Origin of the sequence: uncultured Amnibacterium sp., assembly GCF_964244015.1 — a bacterium.
Classification (GTDB): Bacteria; Actinomycetota; Actinomycetes; order Actinomycetales; family Microbacteriaceae; genus Amnibacterium.
Map to the genome: position 1 here is coordinate 1 of NZ_CAXTHO010000063.1, position 16459 is coordinate 16459.

Here is a 16459-nt window from a genome sequence, read left to right on the forward strand (position 1 = left end):
ATCCAGGAGATGATCTACCGGGTCGCGGCCGACCACGGCGGCGTCTCCGTGTTCGCGGGCGTCGGCGAGCGGACCCGCGAGGGCAACGACCTCATCGGCGAGATGGAAGAGGCGGGCGTCTTCGACAAGACCGCTCTCGTCTTCGGCCAGATGGACGAGCCGCCCGGGACGCGTCTCCGCGTCGCGCTGTCCGCGCTGACGATGGCGGAGTACTTCCGCGATGTGCAGAACCAGGACGTGCTGCTCTTCATCGACAACATCTTCCGGTTCACCCAGGCGGGTTCCGAGGTGTCGACGCTGCTCGGCCGCATGCCGTCCGCGGTGGGCTACCAGCCGAACCTCGCCGACGAGATGGGCGTGCTGCAGGAGCGCATCACCTCCACGCGCGGCAACTCGATCACGTCGCTGCAGGCGATCTACGTGCCGGCCGACGACTACACCGACCCGGCGCCGGCGACGACGTTCGCGCACCTCGACGCGACGACCGAGCTCTCGCGCGAGATCGCGTCCCGCGGCCTCTACCCGGCCGTCGACCCGCTGACCTCGACCAGCCGGATCCTCGACCCGAGGTACCTGGGCGACGACCACTACCGCGTCGCGACGACGGTCAAGCAGATCCTCCAGAAGAACAAGGAGCTGCAGGAGATCATCGCGATCCTCGGTGTCGACGAGCTGTCGGAGGAGGACAAGATCACGGTGTCGCGTGCGCGCCGGATCCAGCAGTTCCTCTCGCAGAACACCTACATGGCGAAGAAGTTCACCGGCGTCGAGGGCTCGACCGTCCCGCTGAAGGACACCGTCGAGTCGTTCGACGCGATCGCCAAGGGCGAGTTCGACGACGTGCCCGAGCAGGCGTTCTTCAACGTCGGCTCGATCAGCGACGTGCAGGAGAAGGCCGCGCAGATCGCCAAGGAGAACGGCTGATCATGGCCGAACTCACGGTGACCGTCGTCTCGGCGGACGAGCAGGTGTGGTCCGGCCAGGCCACCATGGTCGTCGCGCGGACGAAGGAGGGGGAGATCGGCATCCTGGCCGGTCACCAGCCCCTCCTCGGCATCCTGGCCGCCGGCGAGGTGCGGATCACGGCGTCCGACGGCGGCCGCATCGTCGCGAACGCCGACGACGGCTTCATCTCGGTGGAGAACAACACGGTCACGATCGCGGCCCGCGCGGCCGCCCTGGCCTGACCCCGCTTCGCACTTTTCATCTTTACGGAGTTTTGGCTGCGCCAAAACTCCGTAAAGATGAAAAGTGATCGTGCTGCTGCCTCCTTCCGAGACGAAGGCCGAGGGAGGCGACGGTGTGCTCGATCACGCTGCACTCGGGTTCCCGTCGTTGCGCGGGAAGCGACGCGCTGCGGCGGCGGCGCTGAAGCGCGTACCGCTGAGGGAGGCGCCGGCGGTCCTGAAGCTCGGAGCGCGGAACAGCCACGAGGCGCGCTGGAACCGTGAGCTCAACTCCGGACCGGTGCTGCCCGCGATCGAGCGGTACATCGGCGTGCTCTACGACGGGCTGGACGCGGCGTCGATCGAGCCGGAGGCGCGTGCCTGGATCGACGAGCACGTCGTCATCGCCTCGGCGCTGTTCGGGCTCCTCCGCGCATCGGACCGCATCCCGCTCTACCGGCTCTCCGGTTCCACGACGCTGCCCGGCCTGTCGCTGAAGGCGCACTGGCGGGGCGGGGTCGCGCAGGCGATCGCGGCGACGGGGGAGTGGGTGCTCGACGCGCGGTCGGAGGCGTACGTCGCGCTCGGAGCGGCGCCGGCCGGCAGCGCGTTCCTCCACGTCGAGACGGCGGAGGGTCGTGCACTGAACCACTTCAACAAGCACGCGAAGGGCGTCCTGGTTCGTGCGCTCGCGGAATCACGAGCGGACGCGGACAGCCGCGCCGACCTGCTGCACTGGGCGGCGGCGCACCGCGTCGCCCTGGAACCCCGCGGCGATGCGGACCTGGTCCTCCGCGTCTGAGCACTGCACCTTCACAATGGGGCCATGGCTGCTGACGACATCGTCTCGACCATCGCTCGGGCGCTCGAGCTCGCGCCGATCGTCGACGGGCACAACGACTGGCCCTGGGAGCGACGGCTGGGCCACGAGTCCTCCGTCGAGGGCCTCGAGGGGCCGCTCCCCGGGCACACCGACATCGTGCGGCTGCGGCGCGGGTACGTCGGCGCGCAGCTCTGGAGCGTGTTCGTCGAGGACGAGGGTCGAGGCACCGACGCCGTCGCCGAGACGCTCGAGCAGATCGACCTCGTGCACCGCATGGTCGAGGCCTACCCGGACGACCTCGTCCTCGCGCGTTCCGCGGCGGACGTGGAGGCGGCGCGCGCGTCCGGCCGCATCGCCTCCCTCCTCGGTGCGGAGGGGGCGCACAGCATCGCGGACTCGCCCGCGGTGCTGCGGATGCTCGCGGCTCTGGGCGTCCGGTACCTGACGCTCACCCATAACCGGAACAGCGCCTGGGCCGACTCGGCGACCGACGAGCCGGTGCACGGCGGCCTCACCGAGCGGGGGCGCGGCTACATCCGCGAGCTGAACCGGCTCGGGATGCTCGTCGACCTCTCCCACGTCGCGCCGACCACGATGCACGCGGCGCTCGACGTCACGACGGCGCCGGTGATCTTCAGCCACAGCTCGTGCCGGGCGCTGAACGATCACCCCCGTAATGTGCCGGACGACGTGCTGACCCGGCTGGACGGCAACGGCGGCGTGATCATGCTCACGTTCGTGCCCCAGTTCCTCCACGCCGCGTACATGGAGTGGGACCGGGCGGGGAGGCCGGGCGCGGCGCCCGAGGTGCCGCTGTCCGTGCTCGCCGATCATGTCGAGCACGCCCGTGCGGTCGCCGGGGTGCGGCACATCGGCCTCGGCGGCGACTTCGACGGCGTCGATGCGCTGCCGGAGGGGATCACCGGCGTGGACGGGTACCCGCTCCTGCTCGACGAGCTCGCCCGGCGCGGCTGGACCGCTGCCGACCTCGCGGGGCTCGCCGGCGCGAACGTGCTCAGGGTCCTCCGGGCGACGGACGACGCGTTCGCCGGGCACCGCCCGCCGACGGCGTTCGTCCGATGACGTAACGGATCGGTTGCGATCGGCGTCATGAACCGACCAGGAAACGATCTGGAAACGCCGACGTCCTAGCGTCGGACCGGCGTCCGTGCGCCCGGGAGACCGGGGCGCCGGCGCATCGGGAACCGAGGAGACGAATGAACCACCTGCCAGCGCGCCTCGTGGCGCTGACCGCATCCGCCGCGGCGCTGACCCTGATCGTGAGCGGCTGCTCGTCGGGCACCGGAGGCGGTACGCCGACCTCGAGCAACAAGACCCTGGTCGTCGACAACACCTTCGACCTGAAGACGGCCGACCCGGCCCGCGCCTTCGAGCTCACGGGTTCCATCGTGGACAAGGCGATCTACCAGACCGCGCTGACGTTCGAGGGCAGCGACGTCACGAAGCCGGTTCCGCAGCTGACGACCTACACGATGTCATCCGACAACACGACGATCACGCTGACGCTGACCGGCACGCACACCTTCTCCAGCGGCAACCCGGTCACGATCGACGACATCGTCTGGTCCTACAAGCGCGTCCAGGGCATCGCGGGCAACCCGTCGTTCCTGCTCTCGAACCTGTCCACCGGCAAGCCCTTCGCGATCGCGAAGACGTCGGACACGACGATGACGATCACCGACACCGCGCCCAACCCCGCCCTGCCCTACATCCTCCCGAACCCGTCCCTCGGCGTCCTCGACTCGAAGACGCTCGAGAAGAACGGCGGCACGACCGACAAGAACGACGCGGCGGAGAAGTACCTGAACGAGACGTCGGCCGGATCCGGCCCGTACGCGCTGTCGTCGTACAACGCGACGAGCAAGGTCGTCTTCAAGCTGAACCCAAAGTACTCGGGGACCAAGCCGGCCTACAGCCGCGTCGTGCTGCAGAACGTGACCGGGTCGTCGCAGAAGACCGACGTGCAGGGCAACCAGGCGCAGGTCGCGCTGAACCTGAACTCGCAGCAGGTGAACGGGCTCGCATCCGGCTCGATCAAGGTCGCCAAGACCACCTCCGCCGACGTCGGCTACCTGTGGCTGAACCAGGACCCGGGCATCTCCGGTGGGGTCACCGACCAGCCCGACTTCGTGAAGGCCGTCCGTCACGCGATCGACTACACGGCGATCCAGACGATCGCCGGCACCGGGTCCACGCAGCCCGGTGGCATGGTGCCGTCGCAGTTCCTGGGGTCGCTCGCGTCGGACGACACCAACTCGACCGATCTCGCCGCGGCGAAGACGGACCTGTCGGCCGCGAAGTACAACGGGCAGTCGATCACGCTGTCCTACCCGACCGACGCGACGCTCGACGGCGTCTCGTTCGCCGACATGGCGCAGTCCGTGCAGTCGAACCTCCAGGCCGCCGGTATCAAGGTGAAGCTGAACGGGCTGCCGATCGCGACGCTGCTCGACTCGTACCGTGCGGGCAAGCTCCAGGCCGGCCTCATGTACTGGGGCCCGGACTTCCCGGACCCCTCCGACTACCTGACGTTCAGCCCCGGTGAGGGCCTCGGCCTGCGCGCCGGCTGGAGCGCCTCCATGTCGCCCGAGGTGACGACGGCGAAGGAGGCGGCCATCGCCGCCGAGGGCGACGCGCGGGCAGCGGCGTACCAGGCGTGGCAGAAGGCCGCGAATGCGGACGGCGCGTTCGTTCCGCTCGTGCAGGCGGCGAAGTACGCCGTCACGAACGGCGTCACCGGTGTCATCCCGAACGCGATCTGGACGGTTGACCTCGCCAGGGTCAAGTAGCGCACTCGACGAGCGCGCGGAGACCGCCGCCCGGGCCGCACGGTCCGGGCGGCGGTTGCCGCCGCTCGTGCGCTACATCGCGATCCGGCTCGGGCTCTCCGTCGTCCTGATCGTCGGGGTCACGATCATCACGTTCGTGCTCACCAACCTCGTCCCCGGCGACCCGATCACCGCCGCGCTGGGGGAGCGGGCTGCGGGCGACCCGAAGATCGTCGCCGCGTTCCGCGCGGCGCAGGGGCTCGACCAGCCGCTCGTCGTGCAGTACTTCGTCTACCTCGGCAACCTGCTGCACGGCGACCTCGGCACCTCCATCGGGACGAGGAACGCCGTCACGCAGGACCTCGCGTACGCGTTCCCGGCGACCGCGGAGCTCGCGATCTTCGCGATCGTCGTCGCGGTCGTCGTCGGCCTCGTGCTCGCGCTGATCGCGGCGCTGCGCCGGAATCGGTTCTCGGACCAGCTGATCCGCGCGGTCAGCGTCGTCGGCATCTCGGTGCCGACCTTCTGGCTCGCGGTCGCCGCCTACTTCCTGTTCTTCTTCGTGCTGCACTGGGCCCCCGGGTCCGGGCGGCTCAGCCCCGTCTACGACGCGCCGCCGCGCGTGACCGGCTTCTTCACGATCGACGCGCTGCTCGCCGGGCAGCCGGACGTGTTCGCCGATGCGCTGTCGCATCTCGTGCTGCCAGGACTCGTGCTCGCGGTGTACACGCTCGGGCTGCTCGTCCGGTTCGCCCGGTCCTCGATCCTCGACGTGCTGAACCAGGACTACGTGCGCGCGGCCAGGGCGAAGGGGCTGCCCGCACACCGGGTCGTGCTCGCCTACCTGCTCCGGGGTGCGCTGCTGCCGATCCTCACCATCGTCGGCCTCGCCTTCGGATCGCTGCTGTCGGGAGCGGTCCTGACCGAGCAGGTGTTCGCGTGGGGCGGGATCGGCCAGTACGCCTACCGCGCCTCCACCTCCCTCGACCTGCCGTCGATCATGGGCGTCGGGCTGATCGTCGGTCTCGTCTACATCAGCGTGAACTTCGTGATCGACGTGATCTACGGGTTCGTCGACCCGCGGGTGCGTGTCGGGTGACCGCGATCCAGGTGCCGCGCCGGCGTGCGCTGCGCATCCCCGCCGCCTGGAGGAGGCCCGCCGCGCTCGGCGGAGCGGTCATCCTGCTCGCCTGGGTCGTCATCGCCCTCCTCGATCCGCTGCTCCCTCTGCCCGACCCGCTGCGGCAGAGCGTCGCCGACGCGTTCCGCGCACCCTCCGCCGCGCACCCGTTCGGGACCGACGCGCTGGGCCGCGACGTGCTGTCCCGCACTCTCTGGGGCGTCCGCGCCTCCCTGCCGCTCGCGGTCGCGCTCGTGGCCGGATCGCTCGTCATCGGGTCGGTGCTCGGGGCGATCGCCGGGTACCTCGGCGGCGTGGTCGACGAGGTCATCATGCGCATCGGCGACCTGGTGTTCGCGTTCCCGACGATCATCCTCGCGATGGTCGTGGCCGCGGCGCTCGGGCCGAGCCTCGCGAACGCGGTCCTGGCGCTGCTCGTCGTGTCGTGGCCGAACTACGCCCGCGTGATGCGGGCGCTCGTGCTCGGAGCCCGCGGCCAGGAGTACGTCATCGCCGGACGCCTGCTCGGCGCCGGCCCGTTCACGTCCCTGCGCCGCGACGTGCTGCCGAACGTCTCGGCGCCGATGCTGGTGCTCGCGATGCTGGACTTCGGCAACCAGATCCTGCTGCTCGCCGGCTTGTCGTTCCTCGGGCTGGGTGCGACCCCGCCGACGCCGGAGTGGGGCTCGATGGTGGCGGACGGCGTCACGCAGTTCTCGAGCTGGTGGCTCGCCACGTTCCCCGGGCTCGCGATCTTCTCCGTCGTCGTGGCGTTCAACCTGATCGGCGATTCGTTGCGCGACGCGCTCGATCCGCGCACCGCGGGCGCCGTGCAGGGGTCGTCCATATGACCGGCCTCGAGATCCGCGGGCTCGCACTCGATCTGGGTGGCCGTCGCATCCTCGACGGCGTCGATGTGGCGGTGCCCGCAGGTCAGGTGACCGGCCTCGCCGGGGAGTCGGGATCCGGCAAGACCATGACGGGGCTCGCCGTGATCGGCCTCGCGCCGGCCGGGTCGGCGGTGACCGGCACGATCAGCTACGACGACGGCGAAGTGCAGGTCCCGGACCTGCTCGCGCTGCGGCCCGGCGCGATGAACCGGCTCCGCGGGCGGCGGATCGCGATGGTGTTCCAGGACCCGACCGCGAGCCTCCAGCCGATGCTCTCGATCGGCTCGCAGCTGACCGACCACATGCGGCACCACCTCGGCCTGTCACGCGCCGCCGCGAGGACCCGCGCCGTCGAGCTGCTGGAGCGGGTGCGCGTGCCGTCGCCGGAGGCGGCGCTGCAGCGGTATCCGCACCAGTTCTCGGGCGGCCAGCTGCAGCGCATCGCGATCGCCAGCGCGATCGCCTGCGAGCCGAAGGTGCTGATCGCCGACGAGCCGACCACCGCGCTCGACGTCACGGTGCAGGCGGGTGTGCTGCGGCTGCTCCGGGAGCTGACGGACGACCTCGGTCTCGCCGTGCTGCTCGTGACGCACGACCTCGGCGTGATGTCCGCGATCGCCGACACCGTCGCGGTCATGCGCACCGGGATCGTCGTCGAGCACGGCACGCGCTACCAGGTGATCCGGGAGCCGAAGACGGCGTACGCCCGCGAGCTCGTCGAGTCCCTGCCGCACACGCCGCCCCCGGGCGCCGGGGAGGAGTCGTCATGACCCGGCTCGCGGTGGAGGGGGCGACGGTCACGTACCGGCAGCCCGGCCGCGGCGTGCTCACCGCGGTCGACGGCGTCGACCTCGAGGTCGCCGCCGGCGAGGTCGTCGGGCTCGTGGGAGAGTCCGGCTGCGGCAAGTCGACGCTCGCCCGCGCGATCTGCGGGCTCGAGCCGCTCACGGCCGGCCGGATCCTGCTCGACGGCGAGCCCGTCGCGAAGCTCGGGCTGCGGGCGCGCGACGTGCCCCTCAGACGGATCCAGATGGTGTTCCAGAACCCGTACGCGTCGCTGAACCCGCGGCGGCGGGTCGGCGCGCAGATCGAGGACGGCAGGAAGGTGGCGGCGGGCGAGGTGCCGTCGGTGACCGAGCTGCTGGAGTCCGTGGGCCTCGACGCAGCGGCGGCGGCGCGCTACCCGCACGAGTTCTCGGGCGGCCAGCGGCAGCGCGTTGCGATCGCCCGCGCGATGGCCGCGGGACCGGATCTGCTCATCGGCGACGAGCCGATCGCCTCCCTCGACGCGAGCCTGCAGTCCCGGGTCGCCACGCTGATGCGGAACATCGCGCTCGAGCAGGGCGCGTCGCTGCTGTTCATCAGCCACGACCTCGCGGTCGTCCGGGTGATCGCCGACCGCATCGCCGTGATGCAGGCCGGCCGCATCGTCGAGCAGGGACCGGCGGAGCAGGTGTGGGCGGCGCCGCAGCACCCCTACACGCGTCGCCTGCTGGCCGCGATCCCGATCGCCGACGGCCTGGGCCACCTCCCGGCGATGTAGGGGTGGTGTTCACGGATCAGGAGATTCGGCGGCGCGAAGCGCCCCGAATCTCCTGATCCGTGAACACCGTGGTCAGCGCGCGGCGCGGAAGCAGCCGTCGATGTGGTCGTCGACCAGACCTGCGGACTGCATGAGCGAGTAGACCGTGGTCGGGCCGACGAAGCCGAGACCCTCGCGCTTCAGCGCCTTCGCGAGCGCTTTCGAGGTGCTCGTCGACCCCGGCACGTCGGCGAGGTCGGCAGGTGGCACGTGCTCGGCCAGCGCGGCGGGTTGGAAGGACCAGATCAGCCGGTCCAGTGCGCCGGTGCCGTCGCGAATGCGCAGCGCCGCGATGGCGCGGGCGTTCGAGATCGCGGCCTCGATCTTCTGCCGGTTCCGCACGATGCCGGCGTCCAGCAGCAGGCGTTCGACGTCGTCGTCACCGAACGCGGCGACCGCCTCCGGTTCGAACTGCGCGAACGCGTCCCGGAACGCCGGGCGCTTCCGCAGGATGATGATCCAGGAGAGACCGCTCTGGAACCCCTCGAGCGTCAGCTTCTCGAACAGGGCGCGGTCGTCGTGCAGCGGGACCCCCCACTCGTCGTCGTGGTACGCGGTGTAGAGCGCGCCGGCGGCCCACGGGCAGCGGGATCGGCCGTCGGGTCCGGGCACGGCGATCATGGTCGGCAGGGTAGCGGGAGCGGGGAGCACGCCAGGACGGTACGAGCGCCGGTGTGCGGCGCGGCCCGGGAACCGTGCTCCGAGGGCGGATCGGGCCTGGGGAGGAGCGGATCGCGGGCCGCGGCCTCAGCTCAGCGAGATCAGGACGGCGTCGCCCCAGTTCAGCGTGCTGGCGTAGAGGATCCAGGCGAGGTAGGGGATCAGCAGCACGGCCGCCCATCGGGACACCGGCCATGCGGCCGCGATCGTCGCCACGACGAGCAGGTCGAGCATGACGATGATGACGACCCCGATCCAGAGCGCCGCGTTCCCGATGAGCGCGAATCCGCCGAAGAACACGGGTGTCCAGACCGCGTTGACCGCCAGCTGCACCACGTACAGGGCGAGTGCCGCGCGCGCGCGACGGAGCCAGAGCAGCCAGCCCGACACCGCGATCAGCGTGTACAGCACGCTCCAGACGGCGCCGAACGCCCAGTTCGGCGGTGTCCAGGTCACGTGCGGCTGCGACTCGTACCAGCCGTTCACGCCGCTGATCGAGACGATGCTGCCGAATCCCGCCACCGCGGCGGCGATGAGGACGAAGAGCGCCAGCACACCGACGTCTCCTGCCGAGACCCGGCGCCGCGGCCGCTGCAGATCGCTCGATCGGCTGGAGGTCGTGTAGGACAGAGGGGCTCCTTTGACGACAACAGACTAGGCGGAGGGAGCCGACGACGGCTCGGGTCACTCCCGGCCGAGTCGGCCCGAGATCGCCGCGACCTTCGACGGCCGTCCCACGGCGTGCTCCTCCGCATCCGCGATCGATAGCGATCCGATGACGGCGTTCACGCCCGCGAACCGCAGCGGCTCCGGCTCCCACCTGGGCGGGACCGTGCCGACCCACGGCAGGGCGGTGAGGGGAGTGCGCCGGTCCGTCACGAGGTCCGCGACCGTGCGGCCGGCGAGGTTGGCGGTCGCGACGCCGTCGCCGACGTAGCCGCCCGCGACGACGACCCGGCCCCCCGCCACCGGGGAGACGAACGGGTGCCAGTCGCGCGGGACGCCGAGCGGGCCGCCCCAGCGATGGGTGAAGCGGACGCCCTCGGCCGCGGGGAACAGTGCCGTGACCGCGCGTTCGAGGTGCGCGTGCACGCGCGCGGACCGGTCGTACCCGGGCCGGATGGCGCTGCCGAAGTGGTACCGCGCGCCTCGCCCGCCGAACACGAGCCGGTCGTCGGCGGTCCGCTGCCCGTAGACGAGGTTGTGCCGGAAATCGGTGACCGTCGCACCGCGAGGCAGACCGATCCGCTCCCACACGGCCTCGGGCATCGGCGCCGTCGCGAGCACGAGCGAGTAGAGCGGCAGGATGCGCCGCCCGACGCCCGGCAGCTCGGACCCCCACGCCTCCGTCGCGATCACGACGCGGTCGGCGATCACGGTGCCCTCGGTGGTGGTGACCCGGCCCGGCTCGACGCCCGTGACCCTGGTGCCCTCGAAGATCCGGGCGCCCAGCTCCTCCGCCGCCCGCGCGAGTCCGCGGACCAGCTTGCCGGGATGGAGGCTCGCGCACGCCTCGGTGAAGAGGGCGTCGCCGAGCGCGTCCCCGCTGATCCGGGTGGGGACGGCGAGTCCCGCCTCCTCCGCCTGGTGCTGCTCGTCGGCCGCGGCGCGGTCGGCGAGCTCGGACCGGATCAGCGAGTAGGTGCCCTTGCGGTCGAAGTCGCAGTCGATGCCGAGCGAGGCGGCAGCGCGGCCGACCTCCGCCACGGTGTCGACCATCGCGATGGTCATCGCCGTCGCGGCATCGGCCCCGTGCCGACGGACCAGCTCGGCGTGGCCGACCGGGAAGAGGGCGGAGGCCCAGCCGCCGTTGCGGCCGGAGGCGCCGAAGCCGGCGAACTCCCGCTCCACGACGACGACCCGCGCGTCCGGTTCCCGCTCGAGCACCGACACCGCCGTCCAGAGCCCGGTGAAGCCGGCGCCGACGATGCAGACGTCCGCCGCGACGTCGCCCGGCAGCGCCGCCCGCGGTGCGAGGTCGTCGATGTCCTTCGTGACCAGGTCGTCCAACCAGAAGCTGACCCCGCGGGGGTCGGTCACAGGCGCGTCCACGCCTCGGTCAGCACGCCGCGCAGGATGCTCTCGATCTCGTCGAACTCCCGCGCGCCGATCGTCAGCGGCGGAGCGAGCTGGATCACGGGGTCGCCGCGGTCGTCGGCGCGGCAGTACAGCCCGGCCTCGAACAGCGCTGCGGACATGAAGCCGCGCAGCAGGCGCTCGGACTCGGCGGCGTCGAAGGTCTCCTTCGTCGCCTTGTCCTTCACCAGCTCGATCCCGAAGAAGTAGCCGTCACCGCGTACGTCGCCGACGATCGGCAGGTCGAGCAGCCGCTCGAGCGATGCGCGGAACAGGGGGCTGTTCGCGCGCACCCGCTCGTTCAGCCCCTCCTCCTCGAAGATCGCGAGGTTCTCCAGCGCGACCGCTGCGGAGACGGGGTGGCCGGCGAACGTGTAGCCGTGCGCGAACGAGGTGTCGCCGTGCCGGAACGGCTCGTAGATGCGGTCCGACACGATCGTCGCGCCGATGGGGGAGTAGCCGCTCGTCATCGCCTTCGCGCAGGTGATCATGTCCGGCTGGTAGCCGAACACGTCGCAGGCGAAGGTCGACCCGATCCGGCCGAACGCGCAGATCACCTCGTCGGAGACGAGCAGCACGTCGTGCCGGTCGCAGATCTGCCGTACCCGTGCGAAGTACGCGGGAGGGGGAGGGAAGCAGCCGCCGGAGTTCTGCACGGGCTCGAGGAACACCGCGGCGACCGTGTCCGGGCCCTCGAGCAGGATCTGCTGCTCGATGCGGTCGGCGGCCCACAGCCCGAACGCCTCCAGGTCGTCGGTCGGGCCGCCCGCCTCCTCCGCGCGGTAGAAGTTCGTGTTCGGCACCCGGAACGAGCCGGCCGGCAGCGGTTCGAACTGCGCCTTCATGCTCGGGAGGCCCGTGATCGACAGGGCCCCGTGCGGTGTGCCGTGGTAGGCGTACTGGCGCGAGATGACCTTGTACTTGTTCGGCTTGCCGGTCAGCTTGAAGTAGTTCTTCGCGAGCTTGAAGGCGGTCTCCACCGCCTCGCCGCCACTCGTCGAGAAGAACACCCGGTTCAGGTCGCCGGGCGCCGCGAGGGCGAGGCGCTCGGCCAGCTCGATCGCGGAGGGGTGCGCGTACGACCAGATCGGGAAGAACGCGAGCTGCTCCGCCTGCTTCGCCGCCGCCTCCGCGAGCCGCCGTCGGCCGTGCCCGGCGTTCACGACGAAGAGCCCGGAGAGGCCGTCGATGTACTTCCGGCCCGCCGAGTCCCAGATGTGGTGGCCCTCGCCCTTGACGATGATCGGCACACCGTCCTTCTCGAGCGCGCTCTGCCGGGAGAAGTGCAGCCAGAGGTGCTCGCGCGCTTTCCGCTGCAGCTCCCCGTCGGTCGCGGTGGCGGTGGCGGGCACGAGCTGGTCGGTCACGGTCACGGGTATCCCCTTCTCACCGGACGCCCCAGTGGTAGGCCTGCTTGCGGAGCTGGAGGTAGACGAACGTCTCCGTCGAGGTGACGCCGGGCAGCGTGCGGATCTCGCTGTTCAGCAGCTCGATCAGGTCGTCGTCGTTCTCGCAGACGACCTCGGCGAGCAGGTCGAAGGTACCCGCGGTCATCACCACGTAGTCCACCGCGGAGATCTCCACCAGCTGGTCCGCGACCTCGCGGACATCGCCCGAGACCCGGATGCCGATCATCGCCTGCCGGGTGAAGCCGAGCTGCATCGGGTCCGTGACCGCGACGATCTGCATGACCCCGGTCTCGGTGAGGCGCTGCACGCGCTGCCGCACGGCCGCCTCGGACAGGCCGACGTGCTTGCCGATGTCGGCGTAGGACCGGCGGCCGTCGTCCTGCAGCTGGTCGATGATCGCCTTCGACACGTCGTCGAGCACCGCTCGGTCACGCGGCCGGGACGTCATGACCGTCGAGTCTGTCAGGCGCGGCGGTGGCCCGCCACCGGATCCGTCGTGCGGTCGGGTGTGGACGGTCGAGATCCACCGTCGCGGGCGCGAATGAGCGGGCGGTAGGTTCGTGCCATGGCGGGCACCACGGCACTCGGGAACTTCATCGGCGGCGAGCTGCGGACCAGCGGCGCGGGCACCATCGACCTGATCTCGCCGGTGACGGAGGAGGTCTACGGCACCTCCGTCGACTCCGGCGCCGAGCAGGTCGACGGCGCATTCCGGGCGGCGAGGACGGCGTTCGCGACCTGGCGCGAGACGACGCCCAGCGAGCGCCAGCTCGCGCTGTTCCGCATCGCCGACGCGGTGGAGGCGCGCGCCGACGAGTTCGCCGCGCTCGAGTCGAAGGACACCGGCAAGCCGCTCGGCTCCCTCGTCGAGGACGAGATCCTCGTCTCCGTCGACCAGATCCGGTTCTTCGCCGGCGCCGCCCGGAACCTCGAGGGCCGGAGCGCGGGCGAGTACCTGAAGGACCACACCTCCTTCATCCGCCGCGAGCCGGTGGGCGTGATCGGACAGGTCACGCCCTGGAACTACCCGCTCAACATGGCGACCTGGAAGTTCGCGCCCGCGCTCGCAGCCGGCAACACGGTCGTGTTGAAGCCCTCCGAGACCACCCCCTCCTCCACGCTCCTGCTCGCGGAGGTCGCTGCCGAGTTCCTGCCTGCCGGGGTGCTGAACGTGATCACCGGCGGCCGCGAGACCGGGGCGGCCATGGTCGACCACCCGATCCCCGCCATGATCTCGATCACCGGCTCCGTCCGCGCAGGCATGGCGGTCGCGAAGGCGGCGTCGGGCGACCTGAAGCGCGTGCACCTCGAGCTCGGCGGCAAGGCGCCGGTCATCGTGTTCGACGACGCCGACATCGAGCTGGCCGTCGAGGGCATCGTGACCGCCGGCTACTTCAACGCCGGCCAGGACTGCACCGCGGCGACGCGGATCCTGGTGCAGGAGGGCATCCACGACGAGTTCGTCGCCGCGCTCGCGGAGTACGTCCGCGACCACGCCACGACCGGGACGCCCGACGAGGACGTGCTGTTCGGCCCGGTCAACAACGCCGACCAGTTCGCCCGCGTCGCCGGTTTCGTCGACCGCCTCCCCGACCACGCGAAGGTCGAGACCGGCGGCACGCGGCACGGCGAGCGCGGCTACTTCTGGAACGCGACGATCGTGTCGAACCTGCGGCAGGACGACGAGGCGGTGCAGGAGGAGATCTTCGGCCCGATCCAGACCGTGCAGCGCTTCCGCGACGAGGCGCAGGCGATCGAGTGGGCGAACGACGTGCAGTACGGGCTGTCGTCCTCCATCTGGACGCGCGACCACGGCACGGCGATGCGCGTCTCTCGCGCGCTCGACTTCGGCTGCGTGTGGATCAACACCCACATACCGCTCGTCGCCGAGATGCCGCACGGCGGCTTCAAGCACTCCGGCTACGGCAAGGATCTCTCCAGCTACGGCTTCGAGGACTACACTCGGCTGAAGCACGTCATGTCCTACATCGGAATCTGAGCGCGCCACAGCACCCTTCGGTCGGGCAGCATCGATTCGGCGGCTCGGCGGCGCTGTGTGCAGAAGCGCTGCGGTGAGAGCGCTGCGGGTATCGACGGGGGACGGCTTCAGGCAATGGCAGGCGCCTACTACTCGGCAGACGTGCTGGAACCGGGCGCCGACTGGCGGCTGCTCGTCACGGAACGCTTCCTCGCCGCCTTCGGGCCCGCGACGACCGTGTCGACGATGAGCACGCTGTGGCGGATCGCCGCGGACGAGACGCTCGGCCTCGACGCGCTGATCGCCGCGATCCCGGTCCGCGGCGTCGCTGCGGTCGACTCGTACGCGATCGCCGCCCTCGGGCGGACGATGACGTTCGTGGTCCGCGGGGGCGGCTGCGCCGACGTCTCGGTCGCCGGGCGGGTGCGCCGCGTCGACGCACGGGGATCGGAGCCCTGGTACGTCGCCGAGATCACCGGCGTCGAGCGGTTCGCGGTCGGGCCCCTGCAGCGGTCGCCCGGCGATCTCGTGCAGCAGCCGCAGGACCTGCCGATCGACGGTGGCGTCGTCTTCGGGCCGTGGCTCGGCTGGTCCGCGGAGTCGGCGGTCGTTCCGCCGCCCCGATCCGCGCCCGCGCCGGTGCAGGCGCCCCATCAGCCGGCTCTGCACACGCTCGATCCGAACGACACGAACGTGCTCGGCGACCTCGGGCGTCGCGCGGCGTCCCTCCGCCGGCACCGCGGGGAACCCCCCGCGACCGCTCCGACGCCCGAGACCCAGTCGGCGACCGCGTTCCGGCTCGGCGAGCGCGCCCCCGAGCGGGTCGACGCGCCGGTCTACGTCGGCCGTCAGCCGCGCAGCCCGCGGGTGACCGGAGGGGTGCTGCCGCGCCTCGTGCGGGTCGAGAGCCCGAGCCGCGAGGTGTCCGCGACGCACATCGAGCTGCGTCCGACGCGGGAGGGCCTGCTGCTCACCGACCTCGAGTCGACGAACGGCACCGTGGTCCGCCAGCCCGGCACGGGAGTGCGTCGCCTCGAGTCGGGAGAGTGCCTGCCGGTCGTTCCCGGTACGCTCATCGACATCGGCGACGGGAACGTCATCGAGATACTCGCCTACCGCTGATCGTTCAACCCGCTGACCGGTCCGTGTTCCGGGGCCCCACCGCGAAGGAGCAGGCCGCACAGGTGACGGAGATCGGAACGAGCAGCGGGCCCCGGCGCGTCGCGCTGCCGACGGGCGCCGGCGCAGTCGTCCTGGCTTGGGGAACCGCGACCGACGTCGGTCATCGCCGGCAGGCGAACGAGGACAGCTTCATCGCCGTCCCGCCGATCTTCGCCGTCGCGGACGGCATGGGCGGCCACGCTGCGGGTGACCTGGCGAGCGATGCGGTCGTCGAGCGGCTCCGCACCGCGGCGAAGGACGGGTTCGTGACGCCCGCCGCGATCGGTCTCGCCCTCGCGCAGGCGTCGCACGACATCGCCCACCTCGACGGCACGGCCCTCACCGGAGCGGGCACGACCGTGACCGGTGTCGCACTGACCGTGTCGGGCGACGACCCGTACTTCGCGGTCTTCAACGTCGGGGACTCGCGGGTGTACCGCTGGTTCGACGGCGAGTTCGAGCAGGTGACGGTCGACCACTCGGTGGTGCAGGAACTCGTCGATGCGGGCGCGATCACCCGCATCCAGGCGGACACCCACCCCGACAGCAACGTGATCACCCGGGCGGTCGGCTTCAACGAGCCGCCGATGCCGGACTACTGGATGCTGCCGATCGAGGCCGGTGTCCGCATGCTCGCGTGCTCCGACGGGCTCACCAAGGAGGTGGGGGAGGAGCGCATCCAGGCGCTCGTCTCCGCAGGCTCACCCCCCGACGCCACCGCGCAGGCGCTGGTCCGCGAGGCGCTGGAGGCCGGCGGCCGCGACAACGTGACCGTCGTCGTGGTCGACGTGATCGAGGTCGAGCC

At 71.2% G+C, this 16459-nt stretch carries 17 protein-coding genes; 12 read left to right on the forward strand and 5 right to left on the reverse strand.

The window, feature by feature from the left end:
• The 9 genes from atpD to ACFE67_RS08725 all read left to right on the forward strand — a co-directional run.
• On the forward strand, positions 1–924 hold a 924-nt coding region (gene atpD, locus ACFE67_RS08685; RefSeq protein ID WP_375406478.1), incomplete at its 5' end, for a F0F1 ATP synthase subunit beta.
• Between the two features lie 2 nt (positions 925–926).
• Entirely contained in the window at positions 927–1187 is a 261-nt protein-coding gene (locus tag ACFE67_RS08690; protein ID WP_375406479.1) for a F0F1 ATP synthase subunit epsilon, read from the forward strand.
• Between the two features lie 64 nt (positions 1188–1251).
• On the forward strand, positions 1252–1968 hold the full coding sequence (locus ACFE67_RS08695) for a YaaA family protein (RefSeq protein ID WP_375406480.1): 717 nt from the start codon (positions 1252–1254) through the stop codon (positions 1966–1968).
• A gap of 24 nt (positions 1969–1992) precedes the next feature.
• The gene (locus ACFE67_RS08700; protein WP_375406481.1) at positions 1993–3072 is read left to right on the forward strand and encodes a dipeptidase; all 1080 of its coding nucleotides are present in this window, start codon (positions 1993–1995) and stop codon (positions 3070–3072) included.
• A gap of 134 nt (positions 3073–3206) precedes the next feature.
• Positions 3207–4799: an ABC transporter substrate-binding protein gene (locus tag ACFE67_RS08705; RefSeq protein WP_375406482.1), complete on the forward strand. Its 1593-nt coding sequence runs from the start codon at positions 3207–3209 to the stop codon at positions 4797–4799.
• Between the two features lie 67 nt (positions 4800–4866).
• Positions 4867–5877 carry an ABC transporter permease gene (locus tag ACFE67_RS08710; RefSeq protein WP_375406483.1) on the forward strand — a complete coding sequence of 337 codons (1011 nt, stop codon included), beginning with the start codon at positions 4867–4869 and terminating at the stop codon, positions 5875–5877.
• Positions 5874–6749, forward strand: a complete 876-nt coding sequence (locus tag ACFE67_RS08715; RefSeq protein WP_375406484.1) for an ABC transporter permease — start codon at positions 5874–5876, stop codon at positions 6747–6749. Before ACFE67_RS08710 ends, ACFE67_RS08715 begins: the two co-directional genes overlap by 4 nt.
• A complete protein-coding gene (locus tag ACFE67_RS08720) occupies positions 6746–7558 on the forward strand; it encodes an ABC transporter ATP-binding protein (RefSeq protein WP_375406485.1) in 813 nt (270 codons plus the stop codon). Before ACFE67_RS08715 ends, ACFE67_RS08720 begins: the two co-directional genes overlap by 4 nt.
• Positions 7555–8331 (forward strand): ABC transporter ATP-binding protein, encoded by a 777-nt coding sequence (locus tag ACFE67_RS08725; RefSeq protein WP_375406486.1) that lies wholly within the window; start codon positions 7555–7557, stop codon positions 8329–8331. Before ACFE67_RS08720 ends, ACFE67_RS08725 begins: the two co-directional genes overlap by 4 nt.
• Before the next feature lie 72 nt (positions 8332–8403).
• On the opposite strand, the gene ACFE67_RS08730 is transcribed toward ACFE67_RS08725, so the two are convergent.
• The 5 genes from ACFE67_RS08730 to ACFE67_RS08750 form a co-directional block, all read right to left on the reverse strand.
• On the reverse strand, positions 8404–8991 hold the full coding sequence (locus ACFE67_RS08730; protein WP_375406487.1) for a DNA-3-methyladenine glycosylase I: 588 nt from the start codon (positions 8989–8991) through the stop codon (positions 8404–8406).
• Between the two features lie 126 nt (positions 8992–9117).
• Entirely contained in the window at positions 9118–9585 is a 468-nt protein-coding gene (locus ACFE67_RS08735; protein WP_375406488.1) for a TspO/MBR family protein, read from the reverse strand.
• Positions 9586–9714: 129 nt separating this feature from the next.
• A complete protein-coding gene (locus ACFE67_RS08740; protein WP_375406489.1) occupies positions 9715–11070 on the reverse strand; it encodes an NAD(P)/FAD-dependent oxidoreductase in 1356 nt (451 codons plus the stop codon).
• Positions 11067–12473: an aspartate aminotransferase family protein gene (locus ACFE67_RS08745; protein ID WP_375406494.1), complete on the reverse strand. Its 1407-nt coding sequence runs from the start codon at positions 12471–12473 to the stop codon at positions 11067–11069. The genes ACFE67_RS08740 and ACFE67_RS08745 overlap by 4 nt, the downstream gene beginning before the upstream one ends.
• 19 nt (positions 12474–12492) lie before the next feature.
• On the reverse strand, positions 12493–12963 hold the full coding sequence (locus tag ACFE67_RS08750) for an Lrp/AsnC family transcriptional regulator (RefSeq protein ID WP_375406490.1): 471 nt from the start codon (positions 12961–12963) through the stop codon (positions 12493–12495).
• Between the two features lie 117 nt (positions 12964–13080).
• Between ACFE67_RS08750 and ACFE67_RS08755 the strand changes: the two genes are divergently transcribed.
• The 3 genes from ACFE67_RS08755 to ACFE67_RS08765 form a co-directional block, all read left to right on the forward strand.
• Entirely contained in the window at positions 13081–14514 is a 1434-nt protein-coding gene (locus ACFE67_RS08755; protein ID WP_375406491.1) for a gamma-aminobutyraldehyde dehydrogenase, read from the forward strand.
• Positions 14515–14628: 114 nt separating this feature from the next.
• The gene (locus tag ACFE67_RS08760) at positions 14629–15615 is read left to right on the forward strand and encodes an FHA domain-containing protein (protein ID WP_375406492.1); all 987 of its coding nucleotides are present in this window, start codon (positions 14629–14631) and stop codon (positions 15613–15615) included.
• Between the two features lie 62 nt (positions 15616–15677).
• The coding region (locus tag ACFE67_RS08765; RefSeq protein WP_375406493.1) for a PP2C family protein-serine/threonine phosphatase at positions 15678–16459 on the forward strand (782 nt) is incomplete at its 3' end.